This is a genomic window from Chryseobacterium sp. Leaf404, from assembly GCF_001424145.1.
Lineage (GTDB): Bacteria > Bacteroidota > Bacteroidia > Flavobacteriales > Weeksellaceae > Chryseobacterium.
Genome location: NZ_LMQM01000001.1, coordinates 774,745 through 792,352, shown reverse-complemented (window position 1 = coordinate 792,352; position 17,608 = coordinate 774,745). Strand labels below are relative to the sequence as shown.

Annotated in this window: 12 protein-coding genes, 2 tRNA genes, 3 rRNA genes and 1 pseudogene; 7 read left to right on the top strand and 11 right to left on the bottom strand. The window is 39.8% G+C overall.

What is annotated here, in order from left to right; translation table 11 throughout:
* Positions 1-43 precede the first annotated feature (43 nt).
* The 10 genes from rrf to ASG31_RS03700 form a co-directional block, all read right to left on the bottom strand.
* Positions 44-151, bottom strand: a 5S ribosomal RNA gene (gene rrf / locus ASG31_RS03740).
* A gap of 153 nt (positions 152-304) precedes the next feature.
* A 23S ribosomal RNA gene (locus tag ASG31_RS03735) occupies positions 305-3,073 on the bottom strand.
* A 218-nt stretch (positions 3,074-3,291) separates the two neighbouring features.
* Positions 3,292-3,368, bottom strand: a tRNA-Ala gene (locus tag ASG31_RS03730).
* Positions 3,369-3,449: 81 nt separating this feature from the next.
* Positions 3,450-3,523 (bottom strand) — tRNA-Ile (locus ASG31_RS03725).
* Between the two features lie 213 nt (positions 3,524-3,736).
* Positions 3,737-5,253, bottom strand: a 16S ribosomal RNA gene (locus tag ASG31_RS03720).
* The 16S, 23S and 5S rRNA genes sit together here with 2 tRNA genes alongside, the layout of an rRNA operon.
* Positions 5,254-6,117: 864 nt before the next feature.
* Positions 6,118-6,831: a C40 family peptidase gene (locus ASG31_RS03715; protein WP_056027983.1), complete on the bottom strand. Its 714-nt coding sequence runs from the start codon at positions 6,829-6,831 to the stop codon at positions 6,118-6,120.
* A 374-nt stretch (positions 6,832-7,205) separates the two neighbouring features.
* Positions 7,206-7,586, bottom strand: coding sequence for a tetratricopeptide repeat protein (locus ASG31_RS03710; RefSeq protein ID WP_241493135.1), 381 nt, complete (start codon positions 7,584-7,586; stop codon positions 7,206-7,208).
* On the bottom strand, positions 7,586-7,714 hold the full coding sequence (locus tag ASG31_RS19035) for a hypothetical protein (protein ID WP_262483833.1): 129 nt from the start codon (positions 7,712-7,714) through the stop codon (positions 7,586-7,588). Before ASG31_RS19035 ends, ASG31_RS03710 begins: the two co-directional genes overlap by 1 nt.
* Positions 7,701-8,399, bottom strand: coding sequence for a peptide chain release factor H (gene prfH, locus ASG31_RS03705; protein WP_056027981.1), 699 nt, complete (start codon positions 8,397-8,399; stop codon positions 7,701-7,703). Before prfH ends, ASG31_RS19035 begins: the two co-directional genes overlap by 14 nt.
* Before the next feature lie 211 nt (positions 8,400-8,610).
* Complete coding sequence (locus tag ASG31_RS03700) at positions 8,611-10,002, bottom strand: RtcB family protein (RefSeq protein WP_056027979.1); 1,392 nt, start codon at positions 10,000-10,002, stop codon at positions 8,611-8,613.
* Between the two features lie 617 nt (positions 10,003-10,619).
* Here ASG31_RS03700 and ASG31_RS03690 point away from each other — a divergent pair.
* From ASG31_RS03690 to ASG31_RS03680, 3 genes are read left to right on the top strand one after another with little or no spacing between them, the layout of a single operon-like run.
* Positions 10,620-12,053 carry a DUF4836 family protein gene (locus tag ASG31_RS03690; RefSeq protein WP_157844431.1) on the top strand — a complete coding sequence of 478 codons (1,434 nt, stop codon included), beginning with the start codon at positions 10,620-10,622 and terminating at the stop codon, positions 12,051-12,053.
* Entirely contained in the window at positions 12,046-12,693 is a 648-nt protein-coding gene (locus ASG31_RS03685; protein WP_056027974.1) for an ATP-binding cassette domain-containing protein, read from the top strand. Before ASG31_RS03690 ends, ASG31_RS03685 begins: the two co-directional genes overlap by 8 nt.
* A 5-nt stretch (positions 12,694-12,698) precedes the next feature.
* The gene (locus tag ASG31_RS03680; protein WP_056027972.1) at positions 12,699-13,859 is read left to right on the top strand and encodes an FtsX-like permease family protein; all 1,161 of its coding nucleotides are present in this window, start codon (positions 12,699-12,701) and stop codon (positions 13,857-13,859) included.
* A 67-nt stretch (positions 13,860-13,926) separates the two neighbouring features.
* Here ASG31_RS03680 and ASG31_RS03675 read toward each other — a convergent pair.
* Positions 13,927-15,462, bottom strand: a pseudogene (locus ASG31_RS03675) (YifB family Mg chelatase-like AAA ATPase).
* Positions 15,463-15,577: 115 nt separating this feature from the next.
* On the opposite strand from ASG31_RS03675, the gene ASG31_RS03670 reads away from it, so the two are divergent.
* The 4 genes from ASG31_RS03670 to ASG31_RS03655 all read left to right on the top strand — a co-directional run bounded on the left by ASG31_RS03670 (position 15,578) and on the right by ASG31_RS03655 (position 17,596).
* Entirely contained in the window at positions 15,578-15,925 is a 348-nt protein-coding gene (locus tag ASG31_RS03670) for a tRNA-binding protein (protein WP_056027970.1), read from the top strand.
* Between the two features lie 89 nt (positions 15,926-16,014).
* Positions 16,015-16,716, top strand: coding sequence for a 3'-5' exonuclease (locus tag ASG31_RS03665; RefSeq protein ID WP_056027968.1), 702 nt, complete (start codon positions 16,015-16,017; stop codon positions 16,714-16,716).
* Positions 16,717-16,724: 8 nt separating this feature from the next.
* Positions 16,725-17,051, top strand: coding sequence for an SUF system Fe-S cluster assembly protein (locus ASG31_RS03660; protein ID WP_056027966.1), 327 nt, complete (start codon positions 16,725-16,727; stop codon positions 17,049-17,051).
* Between the two features lie 128 nt (positions 17,052-17,179).
* Positions 17,180-17,596, top strand: a complete 417-nt coding sequence (locus ASG31_RS03655; RefSeq protein WP_206549383.1) for a hypothetical protein — start codon at positions 17,180-17,182, stop codon at positions 17,594-17,596.
* The last annotated feature ends 12 nt before the right edge of the window (positions 17,597-17,608 follow it).

The window sequence follows — 17,608 nt, the reverse complement described above, 5'->3', positions numbered from 1 at the left end:
AAAAAAATCCCCAATCAAATAAATGATTGAGGATTTGAATAAAAACTGGCGGCGACCTACTCTCCCGCTTTCGCAGTACCATCGGCGCTGGTGGGCTTAACTTCTGTGTTCGGAATGGGAACAGGTGAGCCCCACCGCTAAAACCACCCTAAATATGGTTTAATGTAACAATGTAGGTAATGTAACAGTATAACAATTGATATTGGTACATTGGTAAACTTTTACATTGCTAAATTATATTTATCGATAAAAACATTCACAAAGAGAGAACCGTTGCTGGCGCGGTTAAGCGTTTACCTAATCAGGCTATAAATCTACGGGTAATTAGTACTACTCGGCTATGCTGTTACCAGCTTTACACCTATAGCCTATCAACGTTGTCATCTCCAACGACCCTTAAAAGATGTCTCATCTTGAGGCGAGTTTCGCACTTATATGCTTTCAGTGCTTATCTCTTCCAAACGTAGCTACTCAGCGGTGCTCCTGGCGGAACAACTGATACACCAGAGGTTTGTTCAAATCGGTCCTCTCGTACTAGATTCAAGCCCTCTCAAACATCTAACGCCCGCAATAGATAGAGACCGAACTGTCTCACGACGTTCTGAACCCAGCTCGCGTGCCACTTTAATGGGCGAACAGCCCAACCCTTGGGACCTTCTCCAGCCCCAGGATGTGACGAGCCGACATCGAGGTGCCGAACCTCCCCGTCGATATGAGCTCTTGGGGGAGACTAGCCTGTTATCCCCGGAGTACCTTTTATCCTATGAGCGATGGCCCTTCCATACGGAACCACCGGATCACTATGTCCTGCTTTCGCACCTGATCGACTTGTAGGTCTCACAGTCAAGCACCCTTATGCCATTACACTCTACGCACGGTTACCAAGCGTGCTGAGGGTACCTTTGAAAGCCTCCGTTACTCTTTTGGAGGCGACCACCCCAGTCAAACTACCCACCACGCAGTGTCCTTCCTTTCAGAAGTTAGGCTCCAAGTAAGTAAAGGGTGGTATTTCAACGTTGACTCCACAAACACTGGCGTGCCTGCTTCAWAGTCTCCCACCTATCCTACACATTACTTACTCAAAGTCAATACGAAGTTATAGTAAAGGTTCACAGGGTCTTTTCGTCCCATTGCGGGTACTCGGCATCTTCACCGAGACTACAATTTCACAGAGCTCATGGTTGAGACAGTGCCCAGATCGTTACACCATTCGTGCAGGTCGGAACTTACCCGACAAGGAATTTCGCTACCTTAGGACCGTTATAGTTACGGCCGCCGTTTACTGGGGCTTCAGTCAAACGCTTCGCATTGCTGCTAACGCCCTTCCTTAACCTTCCAGCACCGGGCAGGTGTCAGACCCTATACTGCATCTTTCGATTTTGCAGAGTCCTGTGTTTTTGATAAACAGTCGCCTGGGCCTTTTTACTGCGGCCACCATTGCTGATGGCGTCTCTTCTCCCGAAGTTACGAGACTATTTTGCCTAGTTCCTTAACCATGATTCACTCTAGCACCTTAGGATTCTCTCCTCGACTACCTGTGTCGGTTTATGGTACGGGTTGCTTCACTTCGGCTTTTCTTGGAAGCACTTTCCCTACAGCAACTTCGCCCGGAGGCTAGGTCTTGACTATTCCGTCAGTCTTCAGTAAGTACGGCACTCCGTCCCCTTTTTAATGTGAGCAAGTATGGGAATATTAACCCATTGTCCATCCACTACCCCTTTCGGGTTCGCGTTAGGTCCCGACTAACCCTCAGCTGATTAGCATGGCTGAGGAAACCTTAGTCTTTCGGTGAGCGGGTTTCTCGCCCGCTTTATCGTTACTTATGCCTACATTTTCTTTTCTGTCCGCTCCACAATACCTCACAGTACTGCTTCGGCGCAAACAGAATGCTCTCCTACCAGATACAGTCCCTTGACTGTAAATCCATAGCTTCGGTAATATGTTTATGCCCGATTATTATCCATGCCGGACCGCTCGACTAGTGAGCTGTTACGCACTCTTTAAATGAATGGCTGCTTCCAAGCCAACATCCTAGCTGTCAATGCAGTCCAACCGCGTTGCTTCAACTTAACATATATTTGGGGACCTTAGCTGTTGGTCTGGGTTCTTTCCCTCTCGGACATGGACCTTAGCACCCATGCCCTCACTGCCGACCATCATTTATTAGCATTCGGAGTTTGTCAGGAATTGGTAGGATTTGACTCCCCCGCATCCAATCAGTAGCTCTACCTCTAATAAACTAAATATCGACGCTGCACCTAAATGCATTTCGGAGAGTACGAGCTATCTCCCAGTTTGATTGGCCTTTCACCCCTACCCACAGGTCATCCGAAGACTTTTCAACGTCAACCGGTTCGGTCCTCCACTTTGTGTTACCAAAGCTTCAACCTGCCCATGGGTAGATCACAAGGTTTCGCGTCTAATCCTACTAACTATGCGCCCTATTCAGACTCGCTTTCGCTCCGGCTCCGGACCTTAAGTCCTTAACCTCGCTAGTAAAATTAACTCGTAGGCTCATTATGCAAAAGGCACGCCGTCACCCAACTTGTGGGCTCCGACCGCTTGTAGGCGTACGGTTTCAGGTTCTATTTCACCCTTCTATTCGAAGTGCTTTTCACCTTTCCTTCACAGTACTTGTTCACTATCGGTCTTTCAGGAGTATTTAGCCTTGGAGGATGGTCCCCCCATATTCAGACAGGATTTCACGTGTCCCGCCCTACTCATTTATCACTTAAATATGCCTTTCATATACGGGGCTATCACCCTCTACGGCTGTTCTTTCCAGAACATTCTATTAAACATATAAAAGCTTTTGGGCTAATCCGCGTTCGCTCGCCACTACTTACGGAATCTCTTCGATTTCTTTTCCTCCGGGTACTTAGATGTTTCAGTTCTCCGGGTTTGCTCTCCAAATAAATTTGRAGTGACTGGTCTTCAACCAGACGGGTTGCCCCATTCGGACATCTCGGGATCAATTCGTGTGTGCCAATCCCCCGAGCTTTTCGCAGCTTACCACGTCCTTCTTCGCCTCTGAAAGCCTAGGCATCCGCCATACGCCCTTAACGATTTCTTTCCTAATTATTAATTAGTTCAGTATTTTTTCTTAGCATTATTGCTAAAATATTTTTGTAAACTCAAACGCTGTTCCGCGCCTGGTTTTCTCTTTGTGATATCTTTACCGTTAATGTCAATGATCTTTATGCTACTTCTGATCTAATTCGCAAAATATTGTTTTTGGCTCTATTTGCTTTTTAAAATTAAACCATCAATTTACTGCCTCTTTCGAAACAATGGTGGAGAATAAGGGAGTCGAACCCTTGACCTCCTGCGTGCAAGGCAGGCGCTCTAGCCAGCTGAGCTAATTCCCCTCTAGTCGCTTCCAGCTTATGGCTTCTTGCTATTGGCTAAATGCCAGCAGCTAAAAGCTATTTGCCATCCGCCTTAATTAGTAGTCTCGGGCAGGCTCGAACTGCCGACCTCTACATTATCAGTGTAGCGCTCTAACCAGCTGAGCTACGAGACTTTGTTATGAGTAATGGGTGATGAGTAATAAGTAATAATATTGCATACTTCTTATCCTCTCCTTCATCTCTCAATCTCTTATCCCTTATACTAATTTCTAGTGGGTTTATGTTTTTATAATATGACAACCAAATAAAAAAACTAAAGCTAAAAAACTTTAAATAAGTACATTGTACTTGCGTACTGTTTTTGTTTAACGTCAAAAGACGCTCTAAAATGAGATGTTCCAGCCGCACCTTCCGGTACGGCTACCTTGTTACGACTTAGCCCTAGTTACCTGTTTTACCCTAGGCAGCTCCTGTTACGGTCACCGACTTCAGGTACCCCAGACTTCCATGGCTTGACGGGCGGTGTGTACAAGGCCCGGGAACGTATTCACCGCGCCATGGCTGATGCGCGATTACTAGCGATTCCAGCTTCATAGAGTCGAGTTGCAGACTCCAATCCGAACTGAGACCGGCTTTCGAGATTCGCATCTTATCGCTAAGTAGCTGCCCTCTGTACCGGCCATTGTATTACGTGTGTGGCCCAAGGCGTAAGGGCCGTGATGATTTGACGTCATCCCCACCTTCCTCTCTACTTGCGTAGGCAGTCTCACTAGAGTCCCCAACTGAATGATGGCAACTAGTGACAGGGGTTGCGCTCGTTGCAGGACTTAACCTAACACCTCACGGCACGAGCTGACGACAACCATGCAGCACCTTGAAAATTGTCCGAAGAAAAGTCTATTTCTAAACCTGTCAATTCCCATTTAAGCCTTGGTAAGGTTCCTCGCGTATCATCGAATTAAACCACATAATCCACCGCTTGTGCGGGCCCCCGTCAATTCCTTTGAGTTTCATTCTTGCGAACGTACTCCCCAGGTGGCTAACTTATCACTTTCGCTTAGTCTCTGAACCCGAAAGCCCAAAAACGAGTTAGCATCGTTTACGGCGTGGACTACCAGGGTATCTAATCCTGTTCGCTCCCCACGCTTTCGTCCATCAGCGTCAGTTAAAACATAGTGACCTGCCTTCGCAATTGGTGTTCTAAGTAATATCTATGCATTTCACCGCTACACTACTTATTCCAGCCACTTCTACTTTACTCAAGACCTGCAGTATCAATGGCAGTTTCACAGTTAAGCTGTGAGATTTCACCACTGACTTACAGATCCGCCTACGGACCCTTTAAACCCAATAAATCCGGATAACGCTTGCACCCTCCGTATTACCGCGGCTGCTGGCACGGAGTTAGCCGGTGCTTATTCATACTGTACCTTCAGCTACTTACACGTAAGTAGGTTTATCCCAGTATAAAAGAAGTTTACAATCCATAGAACCGTCGTCCTTCACGCGGGATGGCTGGATCAGGCTCTCACCCATTGTCCAATATTCCTCACTGCTGCCTCCCGTAGGAGTCTGGTCCGTGTCTCAGTACCAGTGTGGGGGATCACCCTCTCAGGCCCCCTAAAGATCACTGACTTGGTAGGCCGTTACCCTACCAACTATCTAATCTTGCGCGTGCCCATCTCTATCCACCGGAGTTTTCAATAATCAATGATGCCATCAATTATATTATGGGGTATTAATCTTCCTTTCGAAAGGCTATCCCCCTGATAAAGGTAGGTTGCACACGTGTTCCGCACCCGTACGCCGCTCTCAAGATCCCGAAAGATCTCTACCGCTCGGCTTGCATGTGTTAGGCCTCCCGCTAGCGTTCATCCTGAGCCAGGATCAAACTCTCCATTGTATGTTTGTCTGACTCACTCAAAGTTCCTTATATACGCTTTAGTTTTTCCTTAATTTTGGTTGTTATATTGTATCTTCAATGATCTCTTCTCTTCCGCTTTTTAACCGGGCTACTTTTCTGTCAGTTTCACCCCGTATTTGCGTGTGCAAAAGTAATAAGTTATTTTAATATGACCAAATGTTTTGAAAGAAATTTTAAAGTTTTTTGATGACCTTAATTTTCTTATCTCCTCACTCAATCTCTAACTCCTGCGCTCCCTTAATTGGGATTGCAAATATACAACTGTTTTTTATTTCTGCAAATTTTTCAGCTAATATTTTTCCTGAAGTTCTGTTCTTATCTTTATYCTCCTGCGCTACYTACTTCCTTTCGTTTTCAGTGGTGCAAAAGTAGAAACTTTTAACACACCCACCAAACTTTTGTTCATATTTATTTAACATAATTATAACATAATTGTTTAACGCGCTGGCTAGGTGTGGTAAAAGTTGTGGATTCGTGATTGGATTTCTAAAGACGTTCTATAAATAAAACTCCTGAAATTACATATTAATAATTACCCATTACTTATTGCTTATTGCTTATTGCTTATTGCTTATCAAAATAAAACAGTTCTTAAAAAGCTACCCCAGTTACTAGCCCCGATGGGAACGGCATCCTTTTGTGATGAGGAACGAAGAGCAAAAGATATAGTGGACAGCGGGTTCCCGGCTCCTGATGAAAAATGTGGGAGAATAAGAGAGCTGGAGGGTTTGAGAGCGAGAGTGAGAGCGTTTAAGAGAAATGCAGTGATGAAACAAGATTTTTACAACTGTGCAAAAAAAGGAACTGAAAATTCAGTTCCTTTTAGATATCAATTATTTACTTTTAAAAATTTTGTAGAGATGCCTGGGATTCAAGTTTTGCTGTTGCGTTGTAGTGCTCTCCGTTTTCATCAATTACTCTTTTGGCAAATCTGAATTTTGGGCCCCAGTATGAATCGTTTAAGGATGATACCATAACTCCCTTAGAGGTTGCTGCATGAATAAATTTGATTTCTCCTTCTACTGTAACGCTTTCTACAATTCCTACGTGAGAAATTCTTCTGCCGTGTGAAAAGAATACCAAATCTCCTTTCTGCAACTGTGTTTTATCGATTGATTCTCCTTCCTGTGCCTGTGAAGCTGCAACTCTTGGTAATGTAAGGCTTGCTGCTGCACCGAAAACTGAAAGTACAAATGCTGAACAGTCTATCCCGTTTCTTGTGGTACCACCGTATCTGTAAGGAGTTCCTAAATAAGTTTCTGCTTCTGTAAGGATGTTGTCTATAACCTTATTGTATTTAATTGCTTTTGCAATTTCAGAACTTTTTAATTTATTTTTTGCATTGGCTAATGCTACTGATTTTTCGGATACAAAAGAGCTGATTAGCTGCTTTTTATCAAATTCCAACCTTTTGTTTTCTACTGCCGCAAAGTTGGCATCTGATTTGTTGTCTTTAATATAAGTAGTTGGCTTTGAAACTACGTAATTAGTAACGCAAGACTGTAAACTTACAGTAGAGATTAACATCACTAAATACAACAGAACTTTTTTCTTCATAGATAAATTATTACCGTGTTAAACGTTGTCTTTTATTTTTAAAGCATTACAAAAGTATAGATTCACATTAAAAACCTGTTGAAACTCATACTTCATAAGATCGCATTTAACACACTTTAACATTTTTATTACATTTGTTAAAGCATTTAAAACCGCTGGAGCCCATAAATGGATACCCCGCGGTTTTTTTTATTAAGGTTTTTTAACAAATTAAAACATGTGTTTAAACGATTTCAACGAAACTGACCTTTAATCGCCTATTTATCAATAAATTACATTAAACAAATTCTGAAAGAACATTTATCCTTATATAAACGGTATAATTTTACAGTCAATAAATTACTCTAAAACAGATCTTTGACAAAAAGGGAGACTTAAATTGCCTGCCTCTTCTCTTTAGATTTTTTATTTATTTTAGATTTAACAAATTTTTTCCGGTTCTTCACAATATCTAAACTGTGCGAATTGAAGCAGTACTTTTCAGCGTGCTTTAAAAATTTCAAAGCATTCATATAGCTTCCCCTTTTTTCAGAAAGCAATGATCTGTAGAACCATATATTCGATTTATCAATTCCTTTCATTTTCAGCGTGTACTTAATCAGTTTTTCTGCTTCCGTAAAATCTTCATTTGCTATTAAGCAGCCAATGTAAAATTGCGGAATGTTGATGTTTGTAATATCACACAGCATTGCTTCGTCAAAATACTGTTTTGCCAACTCATAATTTTTCAGTTGCTCAAAATAAATTCTCCCCATCAGACAAAGGCTGTCTGCGTTTCGGGTTCGTAAGACAAAGCGTAATTCAAAGCCTCCATACACTCTGCTAAATTGTACGGATAAAAATCCAACGCTTCGAAATAATATTTACTTTTAGTTAAGGTCATTTCTGTAATTTTTTAATTCGTTTTTCAATTTGTTTCTTTCTTTTTTGAAAGATTTCTCCTGATGATTCTTTTTAAAATCGGTTCCCGAAAATGTTCTGACAGGATTCCCTCTCTGAACATTCAGATGATTATTCCACGTCTCCTGCATTTGTTTTTCCAATTGTTGAATATTAAATTCCATTACTTTTTCTTTTAATCGGATGATGGAAATCTTCTTATTCTCCAGTTGCGAACGGGAATCCTGTACGAAAACACTTTGTCCGGTTTTCGGATAGGTTGCGCGAACTGCGGTTTCCACTTTATTCACGTTTTGTCCGCCACTTCCCTGACTTCTAGCCGTCTGAAACTGAATGTCTTTCTCATTAAATTCAATTTTCTCCAAACCTTCCAGTTCAAAAATCCCGATAAACCAGTTGCTTCTTTTATGGAATTTTCTGAACGTGCTTTTCCCAATCCAAAGAATGCTTCCGAGCCAGCTTTTTAAAAATTCACTAACCACTCTTCCTTTTAAAAGTAAAGTTGCAGATTTCAAAGTCAGATTTTCATCGCCATTTTCTCTGTGGATGATTTCGTAATCGATTTTATTTTGTTTTGCTTCCTCAAGAAAGACCTTCAGAACTTTGGCAACTACCCACTGACATTCCAAAGGCCCTCTTCCCGAGGTGATTTGTATTATTTTGTCCATTGTTTTTTTAGGAGCTTAATCCCGCTTTCCGCTGTATCTTTTTTTGCCTTCGCTTTTTTCAAGCCCACGCAAAAAAAAGGATGCCGCTGCAATCGGGGCTATGGTTTTTCTCCTTTTTATTACTATTTGAAATTATTTAATGATTTTCGAAAGAACTACAATGCAAGTATTTGACCTCAAACACCCAACATCCCGCATCCAACATCAATCATTATTTGTCCATCCTCACAATTCGAGGTTGAAAAGTCCCGAGAATATCGACCAATTCACTTTGAGCGTTCATCACTTCATTGATGTCTTTGTACGCCATTGGTGCTTCTTCGGCATTTCCGCCCATTAAGGTGACATTTTTGAGTTTTAATTCTTTATTAATGTCATTTTGAGTGAACCTGTTTCTACATTCTCCTCTCGAAAAAGCTCTTCCAGCTCCGTGTGAAGCAGAGTTCAATGAATCCGGATTTCCTTTTCCACGAACGATGAAACCTTTTGCCGTCATCGAACCGGGAATCATTCCCAACTCATTTTCATTGGCTGGCGTTGCGCCTTTTCTATGAACTATCACTTCTTTTCCGTTGTGGATTTCTTTCCACGCGAAGTTGTGATGGTTTTCGATTCTTGCTTTCACTCTTCCGCCGACTGCTTTCACCAATCTTCTGTGAATATCGTCGTGACAGGCCGAAGCGTAATCTCCTGCGAGATTCATCGCTGTCCAGTATTCTAATCCGAGATGCGTGTTCAAATCCAGCCAGGCGAAGTTTTGTGCTTCTTTTGGCAACGGACATTGTTCTGTCGCCACTCTTGAATAATGCTGAGCGATTTCTGCTCCCAATCCACGTGAACCGCTGTGTGAAAGAATTCCGAGGTATTTTCCTTTTGGAAGATTGATTTGTTTATCTTCTTCCGTAATTTCAACTTCCCCGAATTCTACAAAGTGATTTCCGCCTCCGGAACTTCCCATTTGCTTGATGGCTTTTCCTTTTAATCTTCTCAAAATCGGAATTAAACCGAACGTATCTCTCTCGAAAATCTCGTGGTCGACGTGAGATTTGTGCGTTTCATACATTCCGAATTTGGTGTGCTCTGCCAGAGCTTTTTCATATTTGTCTCTTGCTCCGTCGAGATATGAAATTGTCGTATCCAAAATACTGAGCGACATTCTGCAGCCAATATCCATCCCAACTCCGTACGGAATCACGGCATTTTCAACTGCCAAAACGCCACCAATTGGAAGTCCGTAACCGCTGTGTGCATCGGGCATCAAAGCGCCTTGTGTTGCAATTGGCAATTTCAATGCGGTGTACAATTGGTTTTTTGCTTCATCTGAAATATTGTTCCCGAAAATCTGAAATGATGCCCGATTGGTGTTGAGCATTCTTTTCTCCGTTTTCTTAGATGAAAGCAAAGCTTCCGCGATTTGTCCGAAGGTAAAATCTTTCACGAAGTTTTCCGGATTTTGCTGGATTTCCTTGAGAAGAGATTTTACATAATGAATATTTTTGGTTGCAAAATTTCTTTTCATCACTTCCAGAGCGATGTTGACGCTTTGGTTGTTTGGATAGCCTAATTTTAATATATCTTTTCCTTTTAGTTTTAAATTTCCCATTGTTTTATATAATTGATGATTGATGAGAGATGTTTGATAAGCTCACATCTATTTTCCAACTAGGTTTTTAGTTGATTTTATTCAAACCTTCAAGGTTTTGGAAACCTTGAAGGTTTATTTTGTTTGACAAACCTAACGGGTTTTTGAAACCCGTTAGGTTTTATGGCAGGAGTTTGTCCTAGCCCCGATTGCAGCGGCATCCTTTTTTTGCGTTGGCTTGAAAAAAGCGGAGGCAAAAAAAGATATAGCGGAAAGCGGGATTAAGCTCCTAATAAAATTGATTTCGGGGAAACGTTTTGAGTTTGAAATATTGCGCAAAAAAACCCGAAATCTTACGACTTCGGGTTTTGATATTTCATTATACTGTTGTTCTAAGAAGGTACCAAACCACGAAGCCTCGCCTTTGCAAAAGGCAATCCTACTGTTGAATGTAAGTTGTATCTGAACATTGCTTCGTTGTTTTTTAAATGGTTGAACTTGATTTTCAGATGCAAAGATATAAATTTTCTTGAAACTCAAAATAAAATTTCATTTTTTTTTCACGTCAGCATGATTTCCATGTAATACAAAATGTTATATTTGTTTCCTTAACTCAAACATTTATGAAAAGCACTTTAATGAAAACTTTACTGTGTGCATTTGCGCTGGTAATCTTATTTTCATGTAATTCTAACAAGAATGATGAAATCTTAAACTACACAACAGACACTACTTTGGGAATATCCAGAGTGAATCTGAAGGAAATTTCGAAAAAAATTCCTGTAGACAAAATTCTGAAAGAAAAGAAAAACATTCAGGCAGAAGAAAAGCTGTTTTTACAATTAGTAAACAAGCCTGAAGAATCCGGAATTGACGTTGACAAACCACTTTACCTTCTCGTTGATCAGGGAAAAACAAATTCTGAATTTGATGTAAAATCTTTTCTCTGGATTAATGACAAGGCGAAGTTCCAGAAAAGTATGACTGATCTTACCAGAACGAAAGTTACCATCGACAACAAAGACCATATCTACATCGGCGGGAAACTTGCCGGAAGTATGAAAGGCGACATGGCTATAATGGTCAGCGAAAAAGCTTACAATCCTTACGGTGGATACAATTCTGCGATGCCTGAAGGTTCGGAAAGAATCAACGACAAATATTTCACAGATTTCTGGGCAAGAAAAGGAAGTAAAAACGCTGCGATCAAAGAGCAGGTAAACAATTCTCTTGTAGGAAATAAAGATGTGAGCGGATGGATAAATCTTGCTGCTGTAGCGAGCTTTGCATCTAAAGGTTATATTGAAACGCTTGCAGTGAATAAGCTGATCAAGGATTCAGGAATTGGTTTTGATTTTAATTTCGACAAAGGAAAAGCTGATATGGAAACGAAAACTTTCTTTAACAGCGACATGAAGAAAATCGTAGAAAAATATTACGATAAAAATAAAGTAAACTACGACCTTGTAAAAAATGTGGAACTGGATAATGCAAAGTCTTACTCAATCGGGTTTTTCAGCTTAGATTTTATGAGATATCTTGTGAAAGAATCTGGTTTTGAGGCTACGGTAAATCATTATTTAGCTTCCAGCAACAAATCTTTGGAAGATATTACTTCTACTTTCACGGGAGATTACGCTTTTGTTGATTTTAAAGTAAAACAGGATACTGCTGATTATTATAATTACAGATCAGACAATGCAATCGTTTTAGGATTTAACCCGAAAAACAAAGCTATACTCATAAGTCTGATGGACCAGTATCTTACTTCTGCAGGAAAAAGATATGTAGTAACAGACAATCAGGTGATTGTTTCTGAAAACCCTGAGGTTCTTTCTCAGTTTCAAGGTAAAAAAGCGGGGAAAAATTCAACTTTGGATAAAAAATCAGGTGTGATGTCTTACTCATGGTCTGACGGCAAGGATTACAACCAAAGAGAAAATCCGCCAGTGAAAGTCATCAGCATGGTGAACGAATCTAAGGAAGACGGAGGAAATCTGCTTTCAAAATCTACTTTTACTTTAGATAAAAAAGACGAAAACGCACTGTATTACCTTCTGATGAATGACTGATATTGTTCTAAATAACATTTCGCCAAAATATTTTACCCCGAAAAATATTGAAGATTCTGAAATATGGAATCGGAATATCATCTTCGGAAAGGGTAAAAAAAATCTGATCATTGCACCGTCCGGAAGTGGTAAATCTACTCTCGCGACGGCAATGCTCGGTACTCATTTTCAGTATGAAGGAGAGATAAAATATGGAACAGAAGTTGTGAGAAATCTGCATCTGGAGAAAATCGTTGAACACAGAAGGCAAGGCATCAGTCTGCTTTTTCAGGATGTGAGAATGATTAAAAACCTGACCATTTCTGAAAATATTCTGCTGCGTATTTTTAATAAAGATAAAAAACAGTTTATTCCAAAAATGGAAGAATATTCCCGACGACTCGGAATTGAAAGTCTCCTGAATAAAAAGGCTGAAAACTGTTCGTATGGAGAAAGACAGAGAAGCGCCATCGTGAGAAGCCTCATCAATCCAACAGATTTTTTGATTTACGATGAATGTTTCAGTCATTTGGATATCAATAATAAGAAGATTGCGTTTTCGCTGATTAACGAAGTTTCTGAAGAAAGCGGAAGTTCGGTTATCTTTTTTGAGCTGAACGAGTTTCCATTTGAGCACAACTATCAAATTCTTCATCTATAAACGCTATGAAGAAAATTTTTAATTCACTTATTTTATACGCCGGACTGTTCATTGCCTTTATTTTGGTTTTGTCGTGTCTGCAGCTGTATGAAAACGCCAACCGTCTTTTCGGAAGTAAAAGCAGTGACAGCAACTATTGGCTGACATTCAGCAAAAAACTGACTCCGGATAATATCGGGCGAAAAGAGCTTCTTGGTTTTAACGAAAATGATGTTTTAAAGATCAAAAACTGGTCTGAGGTACAAAATATCTACCCTTTTTCTGCCAATGAGTTTAAAGCTTCGGCAAACGGCGGTGATTTTATTCCATTTTACACTGATCTTTATTTTGAAAGTGTAGATTTGAAGGCGATTGACGTGCCTCTGACGGAAGAAGAATTTCAGGTAAAAGGAGACGAAATTCCAATCATCATTTCAAGAGAATATCTGAATCTCTACAATTACGGATTTGCAATCAACCAAGGTTTACCACAGATTTCTGAGGATTTTGCCAAAAAAATTGAAATCAACATCAACATTACCATCAATAAGGAAAACAAAACCTACAGAGGAAAAATGGTTGGACTTTCAGACAGAATTCATTCTGTTCTGATTCCGAAAAAGTTTCTTGACTCTTTGAATCTTGCTTCGAAACCAGAGCTTGCCAGTCAACCTAAAATTTACAACAGGGTTTTGGTTCAGGTAAAAGATTCTGGAGATGAAGGTTTGGTTTCTAAAATGAAAGAAAACGGTTATGAATCAAATCAGGAAAGCCTCCGTTCAGCAAAAATAAAGTCGAAACTGTTTTTGGTTTTGAAAGTGATTGCAGTTTTGGGGATTTTCATTTTCGCTTTATGCCTTTATATTATTGTAAGTTTCATTAAAATTCAGTTCCTTGAAAAGCAGGAAGAAGTTTCCATTAAAAACAGTCTTGGATATTCGCCAAAGAAGATGGTGAGTGATATCAGCAGGAAATTCAGTTTAAACTTAATGTCTGTTTTGATTTTAAGTTTAGGATTGATTGCTTTGGGACAATATCTGATTGCGAAATCTGATGTTTCCAACGGTTTGCTGTCGATGTATGTGAATCCTTTTCTGTGGACGGTAATTATTATCATTCCACTATTGGTTTATTTCTTCGTAAATATTCTGATTTACCGCTGGCTGCTGAAAAGCTGGAAAATATAGCATAAAAACGACCATCGTGATGATGGTCGTTTTCATTTTTTAGAATAAACATTTTTCTCTCTAATTCTTAAACATTCCAAAATTCCCGATCCAGACTTCTGTACTGTATCGCTTCTGAAACATGATGGGACAGGATTTTTTCAGACTCCTCCAAATCAGCAATTGTTCTTGCCACTTTTAAAATTCTGTCGTAGGCTCTGGCGGAAAGATTCAGTTTTTCCATTGCCATCTTGATGAGATTAAATGAGGTATCATCCAATTCACAGAATTTCTCTAATTCACGGGATCCGATTTGAGCATTATAGCTGATTGACAAATCTTTATACCGTTCATTCTGAATTTCACGAGCAATCAAAACACGTTTTCTGATGTCTTCACTTTTCTCACCTTTTCTTTTTTCTGCCAACTGCTCAAACTCTACTTTTTGAACCTCAACATGAATATCAATTCGGTCTAAAAGGGGTCCGGACAGCTTATTCATATACCTTTGCATCTCAAAAACAGAGGAAGTATTGTTCGGATCATCCGGAAAATACCCACTTGGGCTGGGATTCATCGAAGCTACCAACATAAAACTTGAAGGATAATTTACGGTAAATCTTGCCCTCGAAATCGTCACTTCACGGTCTTCCAGAGGTTGACGCATCACTTCCAAAACTGTTCTTTTAAATTCGGGCATTTCATCGAGAAACAAAACTCCGTTGTGAGCTAAAGAAATTTCGCCAGGCTGAGGATAACTGCCGCCGCCGACAAGGGCTACATCCGAAATCGTATGGTGTGGGCTGCGGAACGGTCGCACGGTCATTAACGATGTTTCCGTACCCATTTTTCCCGCAACAGAATGAATTTTTGTGGTTTCTAAAGCTTCTTTTAAAGTTAAGGGAGGCAAAATACTGGGAACTCTTTTTGCCAACATCGTTTTTCCACTACCGGGAGGACCAATGAGAATGATATTGTGACCGCCTGCCGCTGCAACTTCCATGGCTCTTTTTGCTGTTTCCTGACCTTTCACTTCAGAAAAATCAAAGGGAAATGAATTGATTTTATCCTGAAACTCTTTTCTGGTGTCTAAAACTGTTTTTTCTAAAGGCGTTCCTTCATTAAAAAAGTCAATGACTTCTCTAATATTTTCAACACCATAAACATCGAGATTATTGACAATCGCCGCTTCTCTCGTGTTTTGTTTTGGTAAAATAATTCCTTTAAAACCTTCTTCCCGAGCATTAATGGCAATGGGAAGAACTCCTTTGATTGGCTGTAAACTTCCATCAAGGGAAAGTTCGCCCATAATGATCTAATCTTTAATATCTTCAGCAACAATCTGGTCTGAAGCCACCAAAATTCCCATGGCAATACTCAAATCGTAAGCCGCTCCTTCTTTTCGCAAATCTGCAGGAGCCATGTTTATCGTAATTTTCTTTCCGGGGATTTTGAAACCGACATTTTTCAGTGCGGCAGAAATTCTGTAGCTGCTTTCTTTGATGGCATTGTCTGGAAGACCAACAAGATGGTATCCAACGCCGCCGGTATCGATATTAACTTCTATGGTAATGGTTTGAGCAGATACTCCAAAAATGGCACTTCCGTAAATTTTGATCAGCATTATTCTGTGTTTTATGTAAAATTAAAAAAAATCTGTGTGGTATTAAATAGTTTTTAGATAAAATTTGAATCAAAATTTTAATACTTTTGTTTAGCATCAGAAAATAAAAATATAAATGAATTTAAAACCCGAAATATCATTGCCAGATTTTGAGAAATTAGACATCCGCTGCGGAACAATAATCTCTGTAAATGATTTTGAAAAAGCCAGAAATCCTTCCTATCAGCTTGAAATTGATTTTGGAGATCTGGGAATCAGAAAATCTGCGGCGCAAATCACATCACTTTACAGTAGGGAAGAATTAGTAGGAAAACAGATTTTAGCGGTTGTGAACTTCCCTAAAAAACAGATTGCCAATTTTTTCAGTGAATGTCTTGTCTTGGGTGTCTATGGTGAAGATTCAAAAGATGTAACATTACTTTCGCCTTCACTGCCTGTAAAAAATGGCCTGCACGTTGGGTAGATTCCACAATTTGTTAAAGCACATAGCTTTTAAAAAACCCGTGAGATCAGAATTGAAAAATATTATTCACTGTAAAAAACAAACACAATATGATTCAAAATATTCCTTTAGAAAAAGTATTATTTCTCGATATAGAAACCGTTCCGCAATATGGAAACTGGAACGAAATTCCTGAAATCGAGCAGACACTTTGGGACAAGAAAACAAAATACCAGCGCAAAAACGAAATTGAAGCCGAAGATTTCTACGACAGAGCCGGAATCATGGCAGAGTTTGGTAAAATCATCTGCATCACCATCGGAATGCTGGAAAAAAACGACACTTTGAAAATTAAAAGCTTCGCAAATGACGACGAGAAAGTTCTGCTGGAAGAATTTGGAGAAATTTTTAACAGCATGCGACTTCGGGATGTTATTCTCTGTGCTCACAACGGAAAAGAATTCGATTTTCCCTGGGTTGCACGCAGATTTCTCATCAACGGAATGCAGCCACCGTCGCCATTTCAGCTTTTCGGAAAAAAACCCTGGGAAATTCCGCATATCGACACGATGGAACTGTGGAAATTCGGGGATTACAAAAGCTTTGTTTCACTGGAACTTCTGGCTCATGTCTTCGGGATCCCTACGCCTAAAGATGATATTGACGGCTCAATGGTTTCATCAATCTATTACATTGAAAAAGACTTGCAGAGAATTGTAGACTATTGTGAAAAAGATGTCTTAACTTTGGCAAACATTTTCCGGCGCATGCGTCAGGAAGATTTGTTGAAAAGGTATTCTAATATAGATTAATCATTAAAATGAAATTTACAGACGATCAGATCGCAGATATTGGCGAAGAAATAATTGGTGTTTTAAAAACAGTTTATGACCCGGAAATTCCGGTAGATATTTACGAATTGGGGCTTATTTATGATGTTCAGATTTCTGAAGATGCCGATGTAAAAATTATTATGACGCTTACTACACCCAACTGCCCCGTAGCAGAAACACTTCCGCAGGAGGTAAAAGATAAGGTGAAAGAAGTGGAAAATGTAAATGAAGTTGATCTCGAACTTACATTCGAGCCGAGCTGGAACAAAGATATGATGAGTGAAGAGGCAAAATTTGAACTCGGAATGCTGTAAAGATTAAAATTTTAAGCTAAAATATACGAAGCTGTCACAAATTGTGGCAGCTTTTTTAATTTTACCGTTTTTTTACGGTGCAGAAATAGTAAAAATACTGAGATTCTGAAGGTTGCAATGTTCTAATTTTGAAAAATCAAATTAGAGTTATGGAAGGCAGAAAAGTAATTGCGACATTTAATAACGGAAGCGTTCCCCCGGAATATGCCTACCGTTATGAGCTTAGTTTTTCAGACAGTGGTCATGCTGAGCTGAAAGTTTTCAAAGGGTACGACCTTGATGAAAAGAATGTTTTCTCGGAAACTAAAAAAATCAATGCTTTAATTCTTGAACAGCTGATAGTAGGAGTGCACAACCTAAACCTCACTCAAAGCCGTTCACCGGAAGTGGGCGGAAGCCCGCGCAGCATTGAAATAATCAACGGGAAATCTCAGAAAACTTTTATCCAAAATGACAATCTGGAGGGAATTAACCTCTTCAATCGCTTTCTCTACCTCTATAACCCTGATTTTTTAAACATCATTAATAAAATTATCAACCATTAAAAACAATTATCA

Bases quoted from the DNA above. Each gene is read 5' to 3' on its own strand.
- ASG31_RS03715 (WP_056027983.1), bottom strand. From the start codon at position 6,831: ATGAAGAAAAAAGTTCTGTTGTATTTAGTGATGTTAATCTCTACTGTA.
- ASG31_RS03710 (WP_241493135.1), bottom strand. From the start codon at position 7,586: ATGGGGAGAATTTATTTTGAGCAACTGAAAAATTATGAGTTGGCAAAA.
- ASG31_RS19035 (WP_262483833.1), bottom strand. From the start codon at position 7,714: ATGACCTTAACTAAAAGTAAATATTATTTCGAAGCGTTGGATTTTTAT.
- prfH (WP_056027981.1), bottom strand. From the start codon at position 8,399: ATGGACAAAATAATACAAATCACCTCGGGAAGAGGGCCTTTGGAATGT.
- ASG31_RS03700 (WP_056027979.1), bottom strand. From the start codon at position 10,002: ATGGGAAATTTAAAACTAAAAGGAAAAGATATATTAAAATTAGGCTAT.
- ASG31_RS03690 (WP_157844431.1), top strand. From the start codon at position 10,620: ATGAAAACTTTACTGTGTGCATTTGCGCTGGTAATCTTATTTTCATGT.
- ASG31_RS03685 (WP_056027974.1), top strand. From the start codon at position 12,046: ATGACTGATATTGTTCTAAATAACATTTCGCCAAAATATTTTACCCCG.
- ASG31_RS03680 (WP_056027972.1), top strand. From the start codon at position 12,699: ATGAAGAAAATTTTTAATTCACTTATTTTATACGCCGGACTGTTCATT.
- ASG31_RS03670 (WP_056027970.1), top strand. From the start codon at position 15,578: ATGAATTTAAAACCCGAAATATCATTGCCAGATTTTGAGAAATTAGAC.
- ASG31_RS03665 (WP_056027968.1), top strand. From the start codon at position 16,015: ATGATTCAAAATATTCCTTTAGAAAAAGTATTATTTCTCGATATAGAA.
- ASG31_RS03660 (WP_056027966.1), top strand. From the start codon at position 16,725: ATGAAATTTACAGACGATCAGATCGCAGATATTGGCGAAGAAATAATT.